Raw genomic sequence first — 17,220 nt, 5'->3', positions numbered from 1 at the left:
CCTGCCCGCACTCGGGGCTTGCGCCTGCCGGTGCCGGCGCTATCCGCAATGGGGGGCGGAGCGCGAAGGAGCAGGCAGGATGAGTGCGACGATCATTGACGGCAAGGCGTTTTCCGCCCGTATCCGGACCGAGGTGGCCGGGCATGTGGCACGGCTGAAGGCCGAGGCCGGCATCACGCCGGGCCTGGCCGTGGTTCTGGTGGGCGAGGACCCCGCCTCGCAGGTCTATGTCAGGAACAAGGGTGTGCAGACGCGCGAGGCCGGCATGGCCTCGTTCGAGCACCGGCTGCCGGCCGACACGCCCGAGGCCGAACTGCTGGCGCTGGTGGCGCGGCTGAACGCCGACCCGGCCGTGCATGGCATTCTGGTGCAACTGCCGCTGCCCGCGCATGTGAACGCCGATTCGGTGATCAATGCCATCGCCCCCGCCAAGGACGTGGACGGGTTCCACATTCTGAACGTCGGCCTTCTGGGCACCGGGCAGAAGGCCATGGTGCCCTGCACGCCTCTGGGTTGCCTGATGATGCTGCGCGACCGGCTGGGCGATCTGGCCGGGCTGAACGCCGTGGTGGTCGGGCGCAGCAATATCGTCGGCAAGCCGATGGCGCAGCTCTTGCTGGCCGAGAGCTGCACGGTGACGGTGGCGCACAGCCGCAGCCGCGACCTGGCCGGGATCTGTCGCGGCGCCGACATCCTGGTTGCCGCCGTGGGCCGGCCGGGCCTGATCCCCGGCGACTGGATCAGGCCCGGCGCCACGGTGATCGACGTGGGCATCAACCGCATCGACGAGGGCGGCCGCACGCGCCTGGTCGGCGACGTGGATTTCGACAGCGCGGTCAAGGTCGCGGGCGCCATCACCCCGGTGCCGGGCGGCGTGGGGCCGATGACCATCGCCTGCCTTCTGGCCAATACGCTGACCGCCTGCTGCCGCGCGAACGGGCTGCCCGAACCCGCCGGCCTGACCGCCTGAGGATGCGGGGCGTCTTGCCCCGGCGCGCACAGCGGCTATTCCTTGCAGCAGGGAACCCCGGGGCCAGCCCCTGACGCGGAGAAGCCGATGAAGAAATACACGCTGACCGTCACCTGCCCGACGACGCGCGGCATCGTCGCCACCGTCGCCGGCTTTCTGGCCGGCCATGGCTGCAACATCACCGACAGTTCGCAATTCGACGATGCCGAGACCGGGCGGTTTTTCATGCGCGTCAGCTTCGTCTCGGAGCAGGGGGTCGGCATCGAGGAGTTGCGCGCCGGGCTGGTCGAACCCGCCCGCCCCTTTGCCATGAATTTCGCCGTCCATGACGAGGCCGAGAAGATGAAGGTGGTGATCATGGTCAGCCGCTTTGGCCATTGCCTGAACGACCTTCTGTATCGCTGGCGCATCGGGGCGCTGCCCATCGACATCGTGGCGGTGATCTCGAACCACATGGATTATCAGAAGCTGGTGGTGAACCACGACATTCCGTTCCACTGCATCAAGGTCACCCGGGACAACAAGCCGCAGGCCGAGGCGCAGCTGATGTCGGTGGTCGAGGATTCCGGCGCGGAACTGGTGGTGCTGGCGCGCTACATGCAGGTGCTCTCGGATGAGCTGTGCCGCAGGATGTCGGGGCGGATCATCAATATCCACCACTCCTTCCTGCCCAGCTTCAAGGGCGCCAACCCCTACAAGCAGGCCTATGAGCGCGGCGTGAAGCTGATCGGCGCCACCTCGCATTACGTCACCGCCGATCTCGACGAGGGGCCGATCATCGAGCAGGACATCATCCGCGTCACCCATGCGCAATCGCCCGAGGATTACGTCAGCCTTGGCCGCGATGTGGAAAGCCAGGTGCTGGCCCGCGCCGTGCATGCCCATATCCACCGCCGCGCCTTCCTGAACGGCAACAAGACCGTGGTCTTTCCCGCCTCGCCCGGCAGCTATGCCAGCGAGCGCATGGGCTGAGGCAAGGGCCTAGCCGCGCCGCGCCAGCGCCTCGTCGATGCTGTCGGCGTAATGCGCCAGCGGCCGGCGCAGCCCATGCGTCAGCAGCACCCGGCGCATGTCGCGGCGCGTGCCGGTCAGCCACAGCTCCACGCCCTTGCGCTGCGCCTTGTGGGCGAGGCCCTCGATCAGCTTCGCGCCCGAGGAATCCAGAAAGGGCACGGCGCTGAAATCCACCACCAGCAGGCGGTAATTGTCCTGGATGCGGTCAAGCACCGAGCCGATGCTGGCGGTGGCGCCAAAGAACAGCGCCCCCGAGATGCGGTAGATCACCGTATCCTCGGGCTGCGGCTGGTCGGGGCGCGGCTGGCGCGAGTCGGCCTGGTCGCGGGCGACCAGCGGCAGTTCCGCCTCGATGCCGGTGGCGCGGCTCATCTTCTGGATGAACAGGATCGAGCCCAGCGCCGTGCCGGTGACGATGGCCTCGGTCAGGTCGCGAAACACCGTCAGGCCGAAGGTCACCGCCAGCACCGCCGCCTCGGCCCGGCCCGAACGCAGGAGCACGGCGATGGCCGGGCGCTCGATCATGTTCCAGGCCACCACCGCCAGCACCCCGGCCAGCGCCGCCAGCGGGATGAAGGAGGCCAGCGGCGCCGCCACCAGCATGAATCCCAAGAGGAAGGCCGCATGCAGGATGCCCGCCACCGGCCCATGCGCACCGGCGCGGATATTGGTCGCGGTGCGGGCGATGGTGCCGGTGACGCAGATGCCGCCAAACACCGCCGAGCCCATGTTCGCCACCCCCTGCGCCACCAGTTCGCAGTTCGAGCGGTGCCGCCGCCCGGTCATGCCGTCGGCCACCACCGCCGACAGAAGCGATTCGATGGTGCCGAGCAGCGTCAGCGACACCGCCGAGGGCAGCAGCTCCAGCATGCGCCCCGGCGCGAGATCGGGCAGCGCCGGCGCCGGCAGGGTCGAGGGGATGCCGCCGAATTGCGAGCCAATGGTGGCGACATCGACGCCGCCCAGCGCCACCACCGCCGCGGTCAGCGCCACGGCGATCAGCATGCCGGGCCAGCGCGGCCGGTATTTCCGCAGGCCAAGGATGATCGTCACGCTGGCCAGCGCCAACGCCAGCGCCGCCGGGGTCACGCTGTCGCGCGCCTGCCAGAGCGCGGGCAGCTTTTCCAGCAGGGGACCTGGTTCATGCGCCAGGGTCAGGCCGAAAACTTCCTTGATCTGGCTGGCAAAAATGATGATGGCGATGCCGGCGGTAAAGCCGATGGTCACCGGAAAGGGGATGAACTTGATGAAGCTGCCCAGCCGCAACAGCCCGATGGTCACCATCATCGCCCCCGACATGAAGGCGGCGAGGATCAGCCCCGACATGCCGTATTGCGCCACGATCGCTGCCACCAGCACGATGAAGGCCCCGGCCGGTCCGCCGATCTGGTGGCGCGAGCCGCCCAGCAGCGAGACGAGAAAGCCGCCGACGATCGCCGTATAAAGCCCCTGCGCCGGATCGGCGCCCGAGGCGATGGCGATGGCCATGCTCAGCGGCAGGGCGACCACGGCCACGGTCAGCCCGGCCAGCGCATCGGCGCGCAACTGCGCCAGCCCGTAGCCCTCGCGCAGGACGGTGATCAGCTTGGGGGTGAACATCTCCGCGAATCCGGGTTCCGGGATCGCCTTCTGGGTCATCTCTGCGCCGCGCCTTTGCTGGCTGGGCGGCGGGACCGCCGGAGGCCCTTCCGGCGGTCGCCGTCGCGGTTAACCTTCGGGGACGGATCGCAGCCGCACGCCGCGACCGGCCGGGGCGCTGGCCGCGCCTTCGGCGATCAGTTCGATGCCGGCGGCCTCGAGCGCGGCGACGACGCGGGTCAGACTGTCGACGACGCCGCGCACATTGCCGTCGCTGGCCTCCATGCGCTGGATCGTCGGCAGCGACAGGCCCGCCAGCGCCGCCAGCTGCCGCTGGTCGATGCCAAGCAGGGCGCGTGCGGCGCGCATCTGGGCCGAGGTCATCATGGGCTGATGTCCGTTCCGTGATGATCCATGTCTAGCACTGCTATATTGATGGATCAAACATCATCATCGTGATCGGGACAGAAAAATGGGTCCTGCATGGGGGCCCTCTGCGGGACATGCGGCGATGCCGGATCAGAAATCCGCCTTCACGCCCAGGGTGACGGTGCGGCCGGGGCGAACAGCGGCTGCACGCCGCGCCGGTCGAGCTGCATATAGCTTGGCCGCTGAGAATGGGTTTCGTCAAAGAGGTTATCGTCGTTCGGATGCACGGCGATGTTCTGGCAGTTCTGCGGCCGCCATTCGCCATGGCCATTGACCACGGTGCAGGAATCATGCGCCGAGAAACCGGCGGCCGCCGTCTCGTCGGTGGAAAGCATGCCGGCCCATTCGATGCTGCCGCCGAACTTCAGGTTGCATGGCGCGATTTCCTGATCGACGAACAGCGTCGCCAGCTGGCCGACCGGGGCAACGGCGCCGCCCGAGGGCATGCTCTCGTCGCCGTTATAGCTGAAATCGGCGGTGCGGGCGTGCAGCAACCCGTATTCGCCGATGTCAAAGCCAAGCCAGGACCGCGAGGCGCCGGCAAAGACCTCATAGCCCTCGGCGAATTCATGGGACAGCGTGGCATTGGCACTGGCGCCGGTCAGGCGGTTGCCATTCCAGTCGGTAATGCGCTTGTGGTCGAGGCGCAGGCCGGTGGACAGGTCGATGCCACAGCAAGTCGGGATGGATACGCCGAAGAGGCTTAGGCCGCCTGCGCAACCTCCAGAATTGCGCAGCAGGCGGCCATAGCCGGCACTCAGGTCTCTGTGATGGGTTTGCGCGCCAATGCCGCCGAGAAGACCGGCCATGGATGATCGCAAGCCAGTCAAGACCCTCATGCAGGCCGAAACCCGCAAGCGAGCCCGAGAGGCCGCGGCCGTTGTCGTCATGGAACAGGCCGACGCGGCCGCCCGTGCTCGGGTCCTCGGCCAGCAGGTCGCGCGCGCCCAGGGTCTCATGGCGCACGGCGCCGGTGGCCACGACCTTCTCCTGGCCGTCGGCGACCTGGGTGATCGGGCTCAGCACCATGGCGGCGCTGTCCTGCGCGCAAGGCGCCGTTGCCAGCGCCAGCGAGGACACCCCCGCCAGCGGGATGATCCGATGCAATTTCACGTCACTGTCTTCGTTTCCGGTTCGGGCGGGACTATCGCTGGCGACGCGGCATTTGCAGGTGTTTCAGTCGGGATCCGGGACAGGTTATGATGGAAAGCGTCAGGAACGCCGCGCGCACCGGCCCCGTAGCGATCACGGGGCTGGCGCAACCGGGCCGAATGGGGGTAAGCCGGACCAGACCCGCATCGCGCAAGGCCAGGCCATGAGCATCCATCTTTACCAGGGCGACCTGCCCGACGGCCTCGACCTCGGCCCGGTCGTCGCCATCGACACCGAGACCATGGGGCTGGATCCGCGCCGCGACCGGCTGTGCCTGGTGCAGCTGTCCTCGGGCGACGGCAATGCGCATCTGGTGCAGATCGCCCGCGGCCAGCGCCAGGCGACGAACCTGGTGCGGATGCTCTCGGATCCCGCGGTGCTGAAGCTGTTCCATTTCGGCCGGTTCGACATCGCCATGCTCGAGGCTGCCTTCGGCGTGGTGACCAAGCCCGTCTGGTGCACCAAGATCGCCTCGAAGATGGTGCGCACCTTCACCGACCGGCACGGGCTGAAATACCTGCTGGCCGAGCTGGCGGGGGTCGACATCTCGAAGCAGCAGCAGACCAGCGACTGGGGCGCGGCAAAGCTGTCGGACGCGCAGCTGGAATATGCCGCCTCGGATGTCCTGCACCTGCATGTGCTGAAGGTCGAGCTGGAAAAGCGCCTGGCGCGCGAGGGCCGCAGCGGCCTCGCCCAGGCCTGTTTCGACTTTCTTCCCGCCCGCGCCCATCTGGACCTGCTGGGCTGGGGGGATGAAAACGACATCTTCCACCACTAGATGAGCGGCCATGAGCGTCTATCTTGATACCGCCCGCCAGGTAATCCGCACCGAGGCCGAGGGGCTTGCCCTGCTGGCCGACAGCCTTGGCGAGAATTTCGACCGCGCCGTCGAGGCGATCCTGATGGCGCGCGGCCGCGTCGTCGTCTCGGGCATGGGCAAGTCCGGCCATGTCGGGCGCAAGATCGCCGCGACACTGGCCTCGACCGGCACGCCGGCGCAATTCGTCCACCCCGCCGAGGCCAGCCATGGCGATCTGGGCATGGTGACCAAGGGCGATGTGGTGCTGGTGCTGTCGAATTCCGGCGAGACCCCCGAGATCGCCGACATCGTCGCCCATACCCGCCGCTTCCAGATCCCGCTGATCGGCGTGGCCAGCCGGCCGCAATCGACGCTGCTGCGCCAGGCCGATGTGGCGCTGGTGCTGCCCGAGGCGCCCGAGGCCTGCGGCACCGGCATCGTGCCCACCACCTCGACCACGATGACGCTGGCGCTGGGCGACGCGCTGGCGGTGGCGCTGATGGAGCACCGCAAGTTCACCCCCGAGCATTTCCGCACCTTCCACCCCGGCGGCAAGCTGGGGGCCAAGCTATCGCGGGTCGCCGACCTCATGCATGAGGAAATTCCGCTGGTGGCGGAAGACGCGCCGATGGCCGAGGCGCTGCTGACCATCAGCCGCAAAAGCTTTGGCGTCACCGGCGTTACCGACGCTGCCGGCCGGCTGAGCGGGATCATCACCGACGGCGACCTGCGCCGGCACATGCAGGGCCTGCTCGAACATCGCGCCGGCGAGGTGATGACGCGCCACCCGCGCACCATCCAGCCCGATGCCCTGGCCGAATCGGCCCTGGCCGAGATGCAGACCCGCCGCATCACCTGCCTGTTCGTGGTCACCCCCGAGGGCAGGCCGGTGGGCCTTGTGCATATCCACGATTTCCTGCGCATGGGTCTGGTCTAGGCGATGACGCGCTCGCGCATCGTTGCCTGGCTGCGCGTGCTGATGCCGCTGGCGGCGCTGGCGCTGCTGTCGGTGCTGTTCCTCTTCGGACAGAAGCCCGCCCCCGAGGCGAATATCCCCTATGCCAGGGTGGACCCGCGCGACCTGGCCGAGCGCCAGGCGGTGACGCATCCGACCTATGCCGGGGTGACCGGCGACGGGGCCGAGCTGAGCATCACCGCCGCCGAGGGCCAGCCGGGCGTCGCCGGCCAGCCGGGCCGGCTGGAGGATGTGGACCTGCGCCTGCGCGCCGCCGACGGCCACGTCACCCTGCTGTCGGCCGGGGCGGCGCTGCTGCAGGGCACCGACCTGCGGCTGACCGACGGGGTGCGCATGACCACCAGCGACGGCTGGGTGCTGACCGGCCGCGAGTTCCTTGGCTCGACGCGCGCCGGCACCCTGCGTTCCGATCAGCAGGTCACGGTGCAGGCGCCCTTTGGCGAGCTGACGGCGGGGCGGATGGATTTGCGCCCCGAAGGCGACGGCAAGGGCGATCACCTCCTTGATTTGAGCGGCGGAGTCCGGTTGATATACCGGCCATGACCCGGCGCCCGTGGCGCGATGCGACGCCACCCGGGCGCCAGAAAGGAAGACCGATGATCCGGCCCGGACAGCTGTTGCCCGTAGTCCTGTCGCTTGCGCTGACGGGCGGCGCGGCGCTGGCGCAGAACCGCGGTTTCGGCAGCGCCCAGGACATCGGCCAGCCGGTCGAGGTCACCGCCGAGACGCTGGCCGTCGACCAGAAGACCGGCACCGCGGTGTTTTCCGGCAATGTGCTGATCGGCCAGGGCGAGATGCGGCTTTCGGCCGACCGGGTCAGCGTGACCTATGCCCAGGGCGACCAGCGCCGGATCAGCGCGCTGAAGGCCGAGGGAAATGTCACCCTGGTCAGCGGCGGCGACGCGGCCGAGGCAGGGACCGCCGATTACGATGTCGAATCGGGCCATGTCGTGCTGAGCGGCGACGTGCTGCTGACCCAGGGCGGCAATGTGCTGGCGGGCGACCGGGTCACGGTCGATCTGGCCAGCGGCACCGCCAGCGCCTCGGGCCGGGTGCGCAGCGTCTTGCAGCCGGGGAAGTGACGCCATGACGGGAACTGAGGGGCTGCGGGTCTCGGGCCTGCGCAAATCCTATCGCAACCGCCTGGTGATCCGGGATGTTGGGCTGCATCTGGACCGCGGCGAGGTGGTGGCACTGCTCGGCCCGAACGGCTCGGGCAAGACCACCTGCTTTTACTGCATCGCCGGCCTGGTCGCACCCGATTCGGGCCAGGTGCTGATCGACGGCCAGGACGCCACGCGCCTGCCGATGTATCGCCGCGCGCAGATGGGCATCGGCTATCTGCCGCAGGAGATGTCGATCTTTCGCGGCCTCACCGTCGAGCAGAACATCATGGCGGTGCTGGAACTGGGCGGGCGCGACACCCACCAGCGCCGCGAGCGGCTCGAGGAGCTCTTGGGCGATTTCTCGATCGGACATCTGCGCGGTGCCTCGGCCATGGCGCTTTCGGGCGGCGAACGGCGCCGGGTCGAGATCGCGCGCTGCCTTGCGGCCAATCCCGCCTATCTGCTTCTGGACGAACCCTTCGCCGGCGTCGATCCGATCGCCGTGGGCGAGATCCGCGCCCTGGTCCATGACCTGAAAAGCCGCGGCATCGGTGTGCTGATCACCGATCACAACGTGCGCGAGACCCTGGGCATCGTTGACCGCGCCTATATCCTGCACGACGGGCTGGTGCTGAAATCGGGCTCGACCGCCGAGATCGTCGCCGATCCGCAGGTGCGCCGCGTCTATCTGGGCGAGGGTTTCCGCATGGGCTGAGCCCGGCGTGCCCGGCCGCTTTCGCGCCCCGTTGACAGGACCCTCCCGCTGTCACCAAATGATGTCATGGCGGGGCAAGAACGCCCTGCCTGAAAAACCCGCGCGGCGACCCGCCGACAGGCATCCCGCCGCCGGGCAACCGAAAGGACGGAGCATCATGCGCTACCAGATCAGCGGAAAACAGATCGATGTCGGCGAGGCCCTCTCGACGCATGTGAAGACCCAGCTTGGCGAAACCCTTGACAAGTATTCCAAGCGTCCGACGGATGCGACGGTGATCTTTTCCCGCAATGCGCATGAATTCATCTGCGATGCCGTGGTGCATCTCTCGACCGGACTGATCGTGCAGGCCAAGGGCGGGGCGGTGGACATCTATGCCGCCTTCGAGCAGTGCCGCGAGCGCATGGACAAGCAGCTGCGCCGCTACAAGCGCCGGTTGAAGGACCATTACAAGGACCGGACCCAGCCGGTTGCCTTCGAGCAGGCCGGCATGTATGTGCTGGCCGCCGACGAGGACGAATGGCAGGCGCAGGACGATGGCCTGCAGCCGATGATCATCGCCGAGATGGAGGCGCGTGTGCCCACGCTCTCCGTGGGCGATGCGGTGATGCAGATGGAACTGGCCGGCAGCCCGCTGCTGGTCTTTCGCAACGAGAAACATGGGGGCGTGAACGTGGTTCACCGGCGCGAGGATGGCAACGTGGGCTGGATCGACCCCCGCAATCTGCGCTAGACTGGCCCGAGGCACCCACAAGAACCAAACGTCCCGGCCGCGGCAGTCGCGGCCGGGATCAACACAATTCGAGCGACATGCAGATCAGCGACATTCTCTCTCCCGCCGCGGTGCGGACGATGAGTCAGGCCACCAGCAAGAAACGGCTGTTTCACGAGATCGCCGAACAGGCCCGGACGATCTATGGCGTCGATGCCGCGCAGACCCTGGACGCGCTGCAGGAACGCGAGACCCTGGGCCCGACCGGCGTCGGCCATGGCGTGGCGCTGCCGCATGCGCGGCTGCACGGGCTGGATCGCGTCGTCGGCCTGTTCCTGCGCCTGGAAAGGCCGCTGGACTTCGACGCGGTGGACCGCCAGCCGGTGGACCTGATCTTTGCGCTGCTGGCACCCAAGAACTCGGGCGTGGACCATCTCAAGGCGCTGGCGCTGGTGTCGCGCACGCTTCGCGACCAGGACCTGCGCATCAAGCTGCGCGCCAATGACGACCCGGTGGCGCTGCACGCCATCCTGGCCGCGGCCCCGGGCATCAAGGCCGCCTGAGCGCGGCCGCCCGAGCGTGGGGGGTGAAATCCGCGCGCATCTGCGCTAAACTGGCGCCAGGAGGACCCAGGATGACCAGACATCTCGCCGATCACATCCGCACCGGCGGAGCGAGCCGCGTCCAGAATTTCACCCGGCAGGACCGCGAATCCGGTCTGCACCCGGCCGTGCTGGCGCTGCACCGCCGGCCGCATGGCCGCGACGAATCGGGCAACCGCCGCGCGGCGGAATTCGCCCGGATCGAGCGCGGCAAGCGCGTCTGACCGCGGAAACGGAAAGGCCGGCCGCGCAGGGCGCGCGGCCGGCCTTCGTCTGTCTCGGCGGCGCTCAGGCGCGGACCAGCTTTTCGTAATCGTCCGAGATCTTTCGCGTGTCCTGGCCGACCTGGAAATGCCAGTCGCCGATCTGCGCCACCGGGGTCACTTCGGCGGCGGTGCCGGTCAGGAAGCATTCCTGGAACCCGTCCAGTTCCTCGGGGCGGATGCGGCGCTCATGCACGGGGGTGCCGCCGTCCCTCAGCATCTGGATGATCGTGCGGCGGGTGATGCCGTCCAGGAAGCGGTCGGCCAGGGGCGTGTGCACCTCGCCATCCTTGATGAAGAAGATATTGGCGCCGGTGGCCTCGGCGACATAGCCCTCCCAGTCCATGAACAGCGCGTCCGAGCAGCCCTTTTCCTCGGCGGCGTGTTTGGACATGGTGCAGATCATGTAAAGCCCGGCGGCCTTGGCGGCGGTGGGGATGGTTTCCGGGCTGGGGCGCTTCCATTTCGCGATGTCGAGCTTCGCGCCCTGCCATTTCGCATCGCCATAGTAGCTGCCCCATTCCCAGGCGGCGATGGCCATGCGCACCGGGTTGCGCCGTGCCGACACCCCCATGTCCAGCCCCGAGCCGCGCCACATCACCGCGCGCACATAGGCGTCGGTAAAGCCGTTCGCCTTCAGCACCTGCTCTTTCGCGGCGTCGATTTCCTCGGCCGTATAGGGCGCGGCCATGTCCAGCAGCCGCGCCGATTCGATCAGCCGCAGCGAGTGTTCGTGGCCCTTGAAGATCTTGCCGCTGTAGCAGCGCTCGCCCTCGAAGACCGAGCTTGCGTAATGCAGCGCATGGGTCAGCAGGTGGACATTGGCATCGCGCCATTCCACCAGCTTGCCGTCCATCCAGATCTTTCCGTCACGATCGTCATATGCGCCCGCCATGTTCACCTCCGGCAGTTTCCATTTTCGGAATGTTGCGCTGTCAGGCGCGGCCTGGCCAAGAAAGTTGCGCAACTTGCGCTCCGGGCTAGCTGTTCATGGTTGGAAAGTCAACAAACCTGACGTAATAAGGGCCATGCGTTACGGAGAAATCATGCACAGCAAGATGGGCAGCGCCGCGACCGGGGGCGAAAGCCTGCTGTTTCTGACCGACGACCAGCTTCGCCGCGGCATCGAGGCGATGTTCTTTGCCTATCGCGCCTTCACCGCCGACCCGGACCTGATCCTGGCCGATCTGGACTATGGCCGCGCGCATCACCGGGCGCTGCATTTCATCAATCGCGAGCCGGGGCTGACGGTGACGGCGCTTCTGGATGTGCTGGGCGTCACCAAGCAATCGCTGAATCGCGTGCTGCGCATGCTGATCGCCGACGGGCTGGTGGAAAGCCGCATCGGCCGGCGCGACCGCCGCGAACGCCAGCTGTTCCTGACCGAGAAGGGCACCGCCCTGGAACGGCGCCTGTCCGAGGCGCAGCGCGCGCGCATGCGCGCCGCCTATCGCGCCGCCGGCCCGCAGGCGGTGGCGGGCTTTCGCCAGGTGCTCGAGGCGATGATGGACCGCGACACGCTGCTGCAGTTCCGCGCCCTCAAGGACATGCCGGAATCGTGATGGCCAGCGATTCCCCACCCGCGGCGCATATCCTCGTCGTCGACGACGACGAACGCATCCGCAGCCTGCTGCGCCGTTTCCTGATGCGCCATGATTTCCTGGTCACCACCGCCCGCGACGCAGTTCACGCCAGGCGCCTGCTGGCCGGGCTGGATTTCGACCTGATCGTGCTGGACGTGATGATGCCGGGCGAAAGCGGCTTTGAGCTGACCCGCGACCTGCGGCGCCGGATGGCGACGCCGATCCTGTTGCTGACCGCCAGGGGCGGCACCGAGGACCGCATATCCGGCCTGGAAAGCGGCGCCGACGACTATCTGGCCAAGCCCTTCGAGCCGCGCGAGCTTTTGCTGCGCATCGCCGCCATCCTGCGCCGCGTGCCGGCGAGCGAGGCGCGGGGGCCGAAATTCCTCAGCCTCGGGCCGCTGCGCTACGATTCCGACAAGGGCGAGCTCTGGCAGGGCGAGGCGCCGCTGCGCCTGACCGGCACCGAGCAGGCGCTGCTCAGGCGGCTGGCCGACACGCCGCGCCAGCCGGTCAGCCGCAGCGAGCTGATCGAGGATCTCGGCCGCAGCCCGGCCGAGGACATGGGCGAGAATTCCGAGCGCGCCATCGACGTGCAGATCACCCGGCTGCGCCGCAAGATCGAGCCCGACCCGAAAGAGCCGCGCTATCTGCAGACCGTGCGCGGCACCGGCTACATGCTGGTGCCGGACTGACCGGCACCGCTAGGGCAGAACCGCGAAAGCGTCCTTGCTGCCGTCGTATTGTTCCAGCGTGCCGTCGGCGATGTCGTGCAGCACGCCGTGCAGCGACAGCCGCCCTTCCTCGACCGCGGTTTTCACGAAGGGGAAGGTCATCAGGTTTTCCAGCGAGATCAGCACCGCCTGCCGGGCCAGGGCGTGCAGTTGCTCTTCGGCCGGCAGGGAGCGGATGCGTTCATAGCCGGGGCTGAGGATGTCCATCCAGCGGCCGACGAAGCTGGTCGGCTCCTCAAGTTCGGGGGCATTGCCCGAACACATGGCATGATAGCCGTGCACGCCGCCGCAATCGGTATGGCCGACGACGACCAGATGCGCGACGCCCAGCGTGTTGACCGCATATTCCACCGCCGCCGAGGTGCCGTGCTGCTTGCCGTCCGGCGCATAGGGCGGCACCAGATTGGCGACGTTGCGATGGATGAAGAATTCGCCGGTGTCGGCCCCGAAGATCGAGGTCACATGCACGCGTGAATCGCAGCAGGCGATGACCATGGCGCGCGGATGCTGGCCGTGCTGGGCCAGGTTGCGATACCAGACGCTGTTCTCAAGATAGGTCGTGGCGCGCCAGCCGTGATAGCGCTGCACCAGGTAATGCGGCAGTGGACGTGCTGATCTCATGGGCTTCCTCATCTACCGTTTGCGCGTTTCATAAAGGCAGAACCGATAAAGTTCGAGGGGTTTGGCGCTTGCCGCCTAACCTTTTCTTGAAAGGTTTGGCGCAGTCTGCAGCCCTGAAGCCGATCACCGGACAAGGAACGCGGATGACCAAGATTGCCCTTCTGGCCGTGGATGAGCCGGTCCGCATCGACGCGCAGCGCCTTGAGCAGATCTTTCTCGAACTGGGCGAGGATGCGGGGACCCGGATGGTCTGCGCCGCGCTGGAACAGCTGGCCACGGGCCTGCGCCGCACCGTCAAGGCGGCGCGGCAGGAAAGCCTGGCCGAGGTCGCGGCCGGCGCCGACCGGCTGTCGCGCCTGGCCTGGCAGCTGGGCCTCGTCTCGCTGGCCGGGGTGGCGGTCGATGTCGGCGCCTGCGCCGAGGGCCGCAACCTGCTGGGGCTTGCCGCCACCTCGGCGCGGCTCGAACGCATCGGGAACCGCTCGCTCACCATGCTCTGGGATGCGGAAACCGGCTGAGGACATGGCCGCCGGGGCTTGCGGCGCCCCGCGCCGCAGTTAGGCTGCGACCAGGCACCATGATGACGAGCAGGCCGATGATTCCGCGATTTTCCGACCCCGACACCCCCTCGCTGCCGCTCTGGCTGGTCCGGCCGGGACCGGAGGGCGCCGATCTGCCCGCGGCCATCGCCCCCGCCGCCCGCCGTTGGGCGCAGGCGCAGGGCTTTGCCGGCAAGCCGGGCCAGCTCTGCCCGCTGCCCGGCCCCGAGGGCGAGCTGACCGGCGCGCTGCTGGGCATCGGCGAGCCCGGCAGCCGCCCGGCGCGCGACCGCTATCCGCTGGCCCGCGCCGCCGAGGCCCTGCCGGCCGGCGACTGGCATCTGGCGAACCGGCCCGAGGGTTTCGACGCCGCCATCAACGCCCTGGGCTGGCTCTTCGCGCAATACCGTTTCGATCGCTACCGCAAGGCCGAGGCGCCGCGCGCGCATCTGCGCTGCCCCGAGGGGGTGGACGCGGCACGGCTGGAGGCCATGGCGGCGGGGGAATTCCTCGCCCGCGACCTGATCAACACCCCGGCCTCGGACATGGGGCCCGATCAGCTCGAGGCGGCGGCGCGCGATCTCGCCAGCCGCCACGGCGCCGCGATCGAGGTCACGCGCGGCGAGGATCTGCACGGCGCGAACCTGCCGCTGATCCACGCCGTCGGCCGCGCCGGCGGCCAGGCGCCGCGGCTGATCGACCTGCGCTTTCCCGGCGAAGGCCCGCGGCTGACGCTGGTCGGCAAGGGCGTGTGCTTTGACACCGGCGGGCTTGACATCAAGCCGCCGGCCTCGATGGCGCTGATGAAAAAGGACATGGGCGGCGCAGCCAATGTCCTTGGCCTGGCAGAGACCCTGGCCCGGCTGGGCCTTTGCAGCCAGGTCAGGCTGCGCGTGCTGATCCCGGCGGTGGAAAACGCCATCTCGGCCAATGCCTTCCGCCCCGGCGACATCCTGACCAGCCGCAAGGGTCTCAGCGTCGAGATCAACAATACCGATGCCGAGGGCCGGCTGGTGCTGGCCGACGCCCTGGCGCTGGCCGATGAGGAGGCGCCCGAGCTGCTGGTGTCGCTGGCGACGCTGACCGGCGCCGCAAGGGTGGCGCTGGGACCGGACCTGCCGGCGATGTTTTGCGACGACGATACCGCCGCCGCCGCCATCCAGCGCGCCGGCCTGGCCCATGCCGATCCGGTCTGGCGCCTGCCCTTCTGGGAACCCTATGAGGCCATGATCGAGCCGGGCATCGCCGATCTCGACAATGCCCCCTCGGGCGGCTTTGCCGGCGCGATCACCGCGGCGTTGTTCCTGCGCCGGTTCACCCAGCGGGCGCGGCGCTATGCGCATTTCGACATCTATGCCTGGCAGCCCAGTGCCGCGCCGGGCCGGCCCAAGGGCGGCACCGGCCAGGCCATGCGCGCGCTGCTGCATGCCCTGCCCGAGGTGCTGGCATGACCGGCCCGTTCAGCGACCGCCGCCTGACCCCGGCCACCGAGCGCGTGGCGCTGGAGGCGTTGCGCGGCCTTGTGCAGCGCCCGGCCTATACGCTGGGCGAGCCGGTGCGGCTGGCGCTGCCGCTGGCCGATCTCTGCCGTGCGCCGCAGGGGGCGCGCGACCGGCAGCTGAATTTCGGCGCCGATCTGACGCTGCTGGAGTGCGAAGGCGACTGGGGCTTCGTGCAGGCAGCGGCGGACGGCTATTGCGGCTGGCTGCGCGCCGATGCGCTGGTGCGGGACCTGCCGCCGGTCAGCCATCGCGTCACCGCGCCGGCCAGCCATGTCTATTCCCGGCCCGACCTGAAATCCCCCGAGGTCATGGGCCTGTCGCTGGGCGCGCGCCTGGCGGTCACCGACCGGCAGGACGGCTTCGCCCGGCTGGCGCAGGGCGGCTTCGTGCCGCTGCAGCATATCGGCGAACGGCCGGCCAAGGATCCGGCCGGGGTCGCGCTTGGCCTTCTGGGCACGCCTTATCTGTGGGGCGGCAACAGCCGCTGGGGCATCGACTGTTCGGGCCTGGTGCAGGCGGCGATGGCGGCCTGCGCCCGGCCCTGCCCCGGCGACAGCGACATGCAGGAGGCCGCTTTCCCCCGGGCCGAAGGCGACATCCGCCGCAACGACCTGCTGTTCTGGCCCGGCCATGTCGCGCTGGCGCTGGACGGCGAAAGCATGGTCCATGCCACCGGTTTTGCCATGGCGGTGATCGTCGAGCCGATCGCCGCCGCCATCGCCCGCATCGACGCCGCCGGCCAGGGGCCGTTCCGCGGCGCCCGCCGCCCGCCCCCCGCCCCGACCGCAGCCTTCCCCTGACCCGCCGCGAGGCCCGCATGCCGCATCTCTGGATCCGCTGCGAAAGCCGCGAAAACGAGGCCCGCACCGCGCTCACCCCGGCGGGCGTCGCCGAACTGCGCGCCCGCGGTTTTGCCGTCACCGTCGAGGAAAGCCCGCATCGCATCCTGCCGATCGCCGATTACGCCGCTGCCGGTGCCGCCATCGCCCGCCGCGACAGCTGGCCCGATGCTCCGACCGAGGCCATCATCCTTGGCATCAAGGAACTGCCCGGCGACGCAGGGGCGTTGCGCCACCGCCACATCATGTTCGGCCATGCCTACAAGGGCCAGCCCGCCGGCCGGGCGCTGCTGCGCCGCTTTCGTCAGGGCGGCGGCAGGCTTTACGATCTGGAATACCTCACGAACGACCATGGCCGCCGCCTGGCCGCCTTTGGCTATTGGGCAGGCTATGCCGGGGCGGCGGTGGCGCTGCGGGCCTGGGCGGCGCAGCAGCGGGGCGGAATCTGCGGCCCGGTCCAGCAATGGCCCGACCGCGAGCAGCTGCTGACCGGCCTGCGCGCCGATCTTGCCCGGGCCGCATTGCCGCGCACCATCGTCGTGGGCGCGCTTGGCCGCGTCGGCAGCGGCGCCTCGGACCTGCTGGCGGCGCTTGGCGTGCCGGTGACGCGCTGGGACATGGCCGAGACCGCCGGCGGCGGCCCCTATCCCGAGATCCTTGCGCATGATCTGTTCGTGAACTGCATCCTGGCCGGGCCGCAGACGCCGGTGCTGCTGCCGCCCGAGGCCGCCGGCCCCGAGCGCCGGCTGCGGGTAGTCGGCGACGTGGCCTGCGACCCGGGCAGCGATTTCAACCCGATCCGGCTTTACGGGCGCGTGACCGACTGGGCGCGGCCGGCGATCCGCGTGGCGGTTCAGCCGCCCCTCGACATCATCGCCATCGACAACCTGCCCTCATTGCTGCCGCGCGAAAGCTCGCTCGACTTCGCGGCGCAGCTTCTGCCATGGCTGCTGCAGCTCGGGCAGATCGATTCCGGCGCCTGGGCCCGGGCCGCGGCCGAGTTCGACCGCCATATTGGCCATGCCTGACATGGAACGCGGCCGCGGCGCCGCAGTTGACCCACAGATATTCCCGCGATGGAGGCTG

22 protein-coding genes are annotated in these 17,220 nt (G+C 68.9%); 17 read left to right on the top strand and 5 right to left on the bottom strand.

Annotated features, from left to right (window positions below):
• Positions 1-79 precede the first annotated feature (79 nt).
• Complete coding sequence (gene folD, locus WMK75_RS00610) at positions 80-970, top strand: bifunctional methylenetetrahydrofolate dehydrogenase/methenyltetrahydrofolate cyclohydrolase FolD (protein ID WP_347265713.1); 891 nt, start codon at positions 80-82, stop codon at positions 968-970.
• A gap of 87 nt (positions 971-1,057) precedes the next feature.
• Positions 1,058-1,942, top strand: a complete 885-nt coding sequence (gene purU, locus WMK75_RS00605; RefSeq protein WP_347265712.1) for a formyltetrahydrofolate deformylase — start codon at positions 1,058-1,060, stop codon at positions 1,940-1,942.
• A 9-nt stretch (positions 1,943-1,951) separates the two neighbouring features.
• Here the strand turns inward: purU and WMK75_RS00600 are convergent, their stop codons facing one another.
• From WMK75_RS00600 to WMK75_RS00590, 3 genes are all read right to left on the bottom strand, one after another.
• The gene (locus WMK75_RS00600) at positions 1,952-3,622 is read right to left on the bottom strand and encodes a SulP family inorganic anion transporter (protein ID WP_347265711.1); all 1,671 of its coding nucleotides are present in this window, start codon (positions 3,620-3,622) and stop codon (positions 1,952-1,954) included.
• Between the two features lie 69 nt (positions 3,623-3,691).
• Positions 3,692-3,949, bottom strand: a complete 258-nt coding sequence (locus WMK75_RS00595) for a helix-turn-helix transcriptional regulator (protein WP_347265710.1) — start codon at positions 3,947-3,949, stop codon at positions 3,692-3,694.
• 146 nt (positions 3,950-4,095) lie between these two features.
• Positions 4,096-4,800: a hypothetical protein gene (locus WMK75_RS00590; RefSeq protein WP_347265709.1), complete on the bottom strand. Its 705-nt coding sequence runs from the start codon at positions 4,798-4,800 to the stop codon at positions 4,096-4,098.
• Here WMK75_RS00590 and WMK75_RS00585 point away from each other — a divergent pair.
• The 9 genes from WMK75_RS00585 to WMK75_RS00545 all read left to right on the top strand — a co-directional run bounded on the left by WMK75_RS00585 (position 4,799) and on the right by WMK75_RS00545 (position 10,277).
• Positions 4,799-5,194 carry a hypothetical protein gene (locus tag WMK75_RS00585; RefSeq protein WP_347265708.1) on the top strand — a complete coding sequence of 132 codons (396 nt, stop codon included), beginning with the start codon at positions 4,799-4,801 and terminating at the stop codon, positions 5,192-5,194. The genes WMK75_RS00590 and WMK75_RS00585 overlap by 2 nt on opposite strands.
• A 112-nt stretch (positions 5,195-5,306) precedes the next feature.
• The gene (locus tag WMK75_RS00580) at positions 5,307-5,921 is read left to right on the top strand and encodes a ribonuclease H-like domain-containing protein (RefSeq protein WP_347265707.1); all 615 of its coding nucleotides are present in this window, start codon (positions 5,307-5,309) and stop codon (positions 5,919-5,921) included.
• A 10-nt stretch (positions 5,922-5,931) separates the two neighbouring features.
• A complete protein-coding gene (locus WMK75_RS00575; RefSeq protein ID WP_347265706.1) occupies positions 5,932-6,879 on the top strand; it encodes a KpsF/GutQ family sugar-phosphate isomerase in 948 nt (315 codons plus the stop codon).
• Between the two features lie 3 nt (positions 6,880-6,882).
• Positions 6,883-7,461, top strand: coding sequence for a hypothetical protein (locus tag WMK75_RS00570; RefSeq protein ID WP_347265705.1), 579 nt, complete (start codon positions 6,883-6,885; stop codon positions 7,459-7,461).
• Positions 7,462-7,514: 53 nt separating this feature from the next.
• The gene (gene lptA, locus WMK75_RS00565; protein ID WP_347265704.1) at positions 7,515-8,000 is read left to right on the top strand and encodes a lipopolysaccharide transport periplasmic protein LptA; all 486 of its coding nucleotides are present in this window, start codon (positions 7,515-7,517) and stop codon (positions 7,998-8,000) included.
• Positions 8,001-8,004: 4 nt separating this feature from the next.
• Positions 8,005-8,739, top strand: a complete 735-nt coding sequence (gene lptB / locus WMK75_RS00560) for an LPS export ABC transporter ATP-binding protein (protein ID WP_347265703.1) — start codon at positions 8,005-8,007, stop codon at positions 8,737-8,739.
• 157 nt (positions 8,740-8,896) lie between these two features.
• A complete protein-coding gene (gene raiA, locus WMK75_RS00555) occupies positions 8,897-9,472 on the top strand; it encodes a ribosome-associated translation inhibitor RaiA (protein WP_347265702.1) in 576 nt (191 codons plus the stop codon).
• 77 nt (positions 9,473-9,549) lie between these two features.
• Positions 9,550-10,014 carry a PTS sugar transporter subunit IIA gene (locus WMK75_RS00550; protein ID WP_347265701.1) on the top strand — a complete coding sequence of 155 codons (465 nt, stop codon included), beginning with the start codon at positions 9,550-9,552 and terminating at the stop codon, positions 10,012-10,014.
• Between the two features lie 71 nt (positions 10,015-10,085).
• The gene (locus tag WMK75_RS00545) at positions 10,086-10,277 is read left to right on the top strand and encodes a hypothetical protein (protein ID WP_347265700.1); all 192 of its coding nucleotides are present in this window, start codon (positions 10,086-10,088) and stop codon (positions 10,275-10,277) included.
• Between the two features lie 64 nt (positions 10,278-10,341).
• Here WMK75_RS00545 and WMK75_RS00540 read toward each other — a convergent pair whose 3' ends face one another.
• A complete protein-coding gene (locus WMK75_RS00540; protein WP_347265699.1) occupies positions 10,342-11,211 on the bottom strand; it encodes a branched-chain amino acid aminotransferase in 870 nt (289 codons plus the stop codon).
• Positions 11,212-11,362: 151 nt separating this feature from the next.
• Between WMK75_RS00540 and WMK75_RS00535 the strand changes: the two genes are divergently transcribed.
• Positions 11,363-11,878 carry a MarR family transcriptional regulator gene (locus WMK75_RS00535; RefSeq protein ID WP_347265698.1) on the top strand — a complete coding sequence of 172 codons (516 nt, stop codon included), beginning with the start codon at positions 11,363-11,365 and terminating at the stop codon, positions 11,876-11,878.
• Positions 11,878-12,594 carry a response regulator gene (locus WMK75_RS00530; protein ID WP_347265697.1) on the top strand — a complete coding sequence of 239 codons (717 nt, stop codon included), beginning with the start codon at positions 11,878-11,880 and terminating at the stop codon, positions 12,592-12,594. The genes WMK75_RS00535 and WMK75_RS00530 overlap by 1 nt, the downstream gene beginning before the upstream one ends.
• A gap of 9 nt (positions 12,595-12,603) precedes the next feature.
• Here the strand turns inward: WMK75_RS00530 and WMK75_RS00525 are convergent, their stop codons facing one another.
• Entirely contained in the window at positions 12,604-13,254 is a 651-nt protein-coding gene (locus WMK75_RS00525; protein ID WP_347265696.1) for a carbonic anhydrase, read from the bottom strand.
• Between the two features lie 143 nt (positions 13,255-13,397).
• Between WMK75_RS00525 and WMK75_RS00520 the strand changes: the two genes are divergently transcribed.
• The 4 genes from WMK75_RS00520 (at position 13,398) to WMK75_RS00505 (ending at position 17,162) form a co-directional block, all read left to right on the top strand.
• The gene (locus tag WMK75_RS00520; protein ID WP_347265695.1) at positions 13,398-13,772 is read left to right on the top strand and encodes a hypothetical protein; all 375 of its coding nucleotides are present in this window, start codon (positions 13,398-13,400) and stop codon (positions 13,770-13,772) included.
• Positions 13,773-13,849: 77 nt separating this feature from the next.
• A complete protein-coding gene (locus WMK75_RS00515; protein ID WP_347265694.1) occupies positions 13,850-15,244 on the top strand; it encodes a leucyl aminopeptidase family protein in 1,395 nt (464 codons plus the stop codon).
• Positions 15,241-16,095: an NlpC/P60 family protein gene (locus tag WMK75_RS00510; RefSeq protein ID WP_347265693.1), complete on the top strand. Its 855-nt coding sequence runs from the start codon at positions 15,241-15,243 to the stop codon at positions 16,093-16,095. The genes WMK75_RS00515 and WMK75_RS00510 overlap by 4 nt, the downstream gene beginning before the upstream one ends.
• Positions 16,096-16,112: 17 nt before the next feature.
• Positions 16,113-17,162 (top strand): saccharopine dehydrogenase, encoded by a 1,050-nt coding sequence (locus WMK75_RS00505; RefSeq protein WP_347265692.1) that lies wholly within the window; start codon positions 16,113-16,115, stop codon positions 17,160-17,162.
• Positions 17,163-17,220 lie beyond the last annotated feature (58 nt).

Source organism: Paracoccus sp. (in: a-proteobacteria), from assembly GCF_039808215.1.
Taxonomy (GTDB): Bacteria; Pseudomonadota; Alphaproteobacteria; order Rhodobacterales; family Rhodobacteraceae; genus Paracoccus.
The sequence above is the reverse complement of the archived record's forward strand: the minus strand, read 5'-3'. Positions and strand labels throughout refer to the sequence as shown.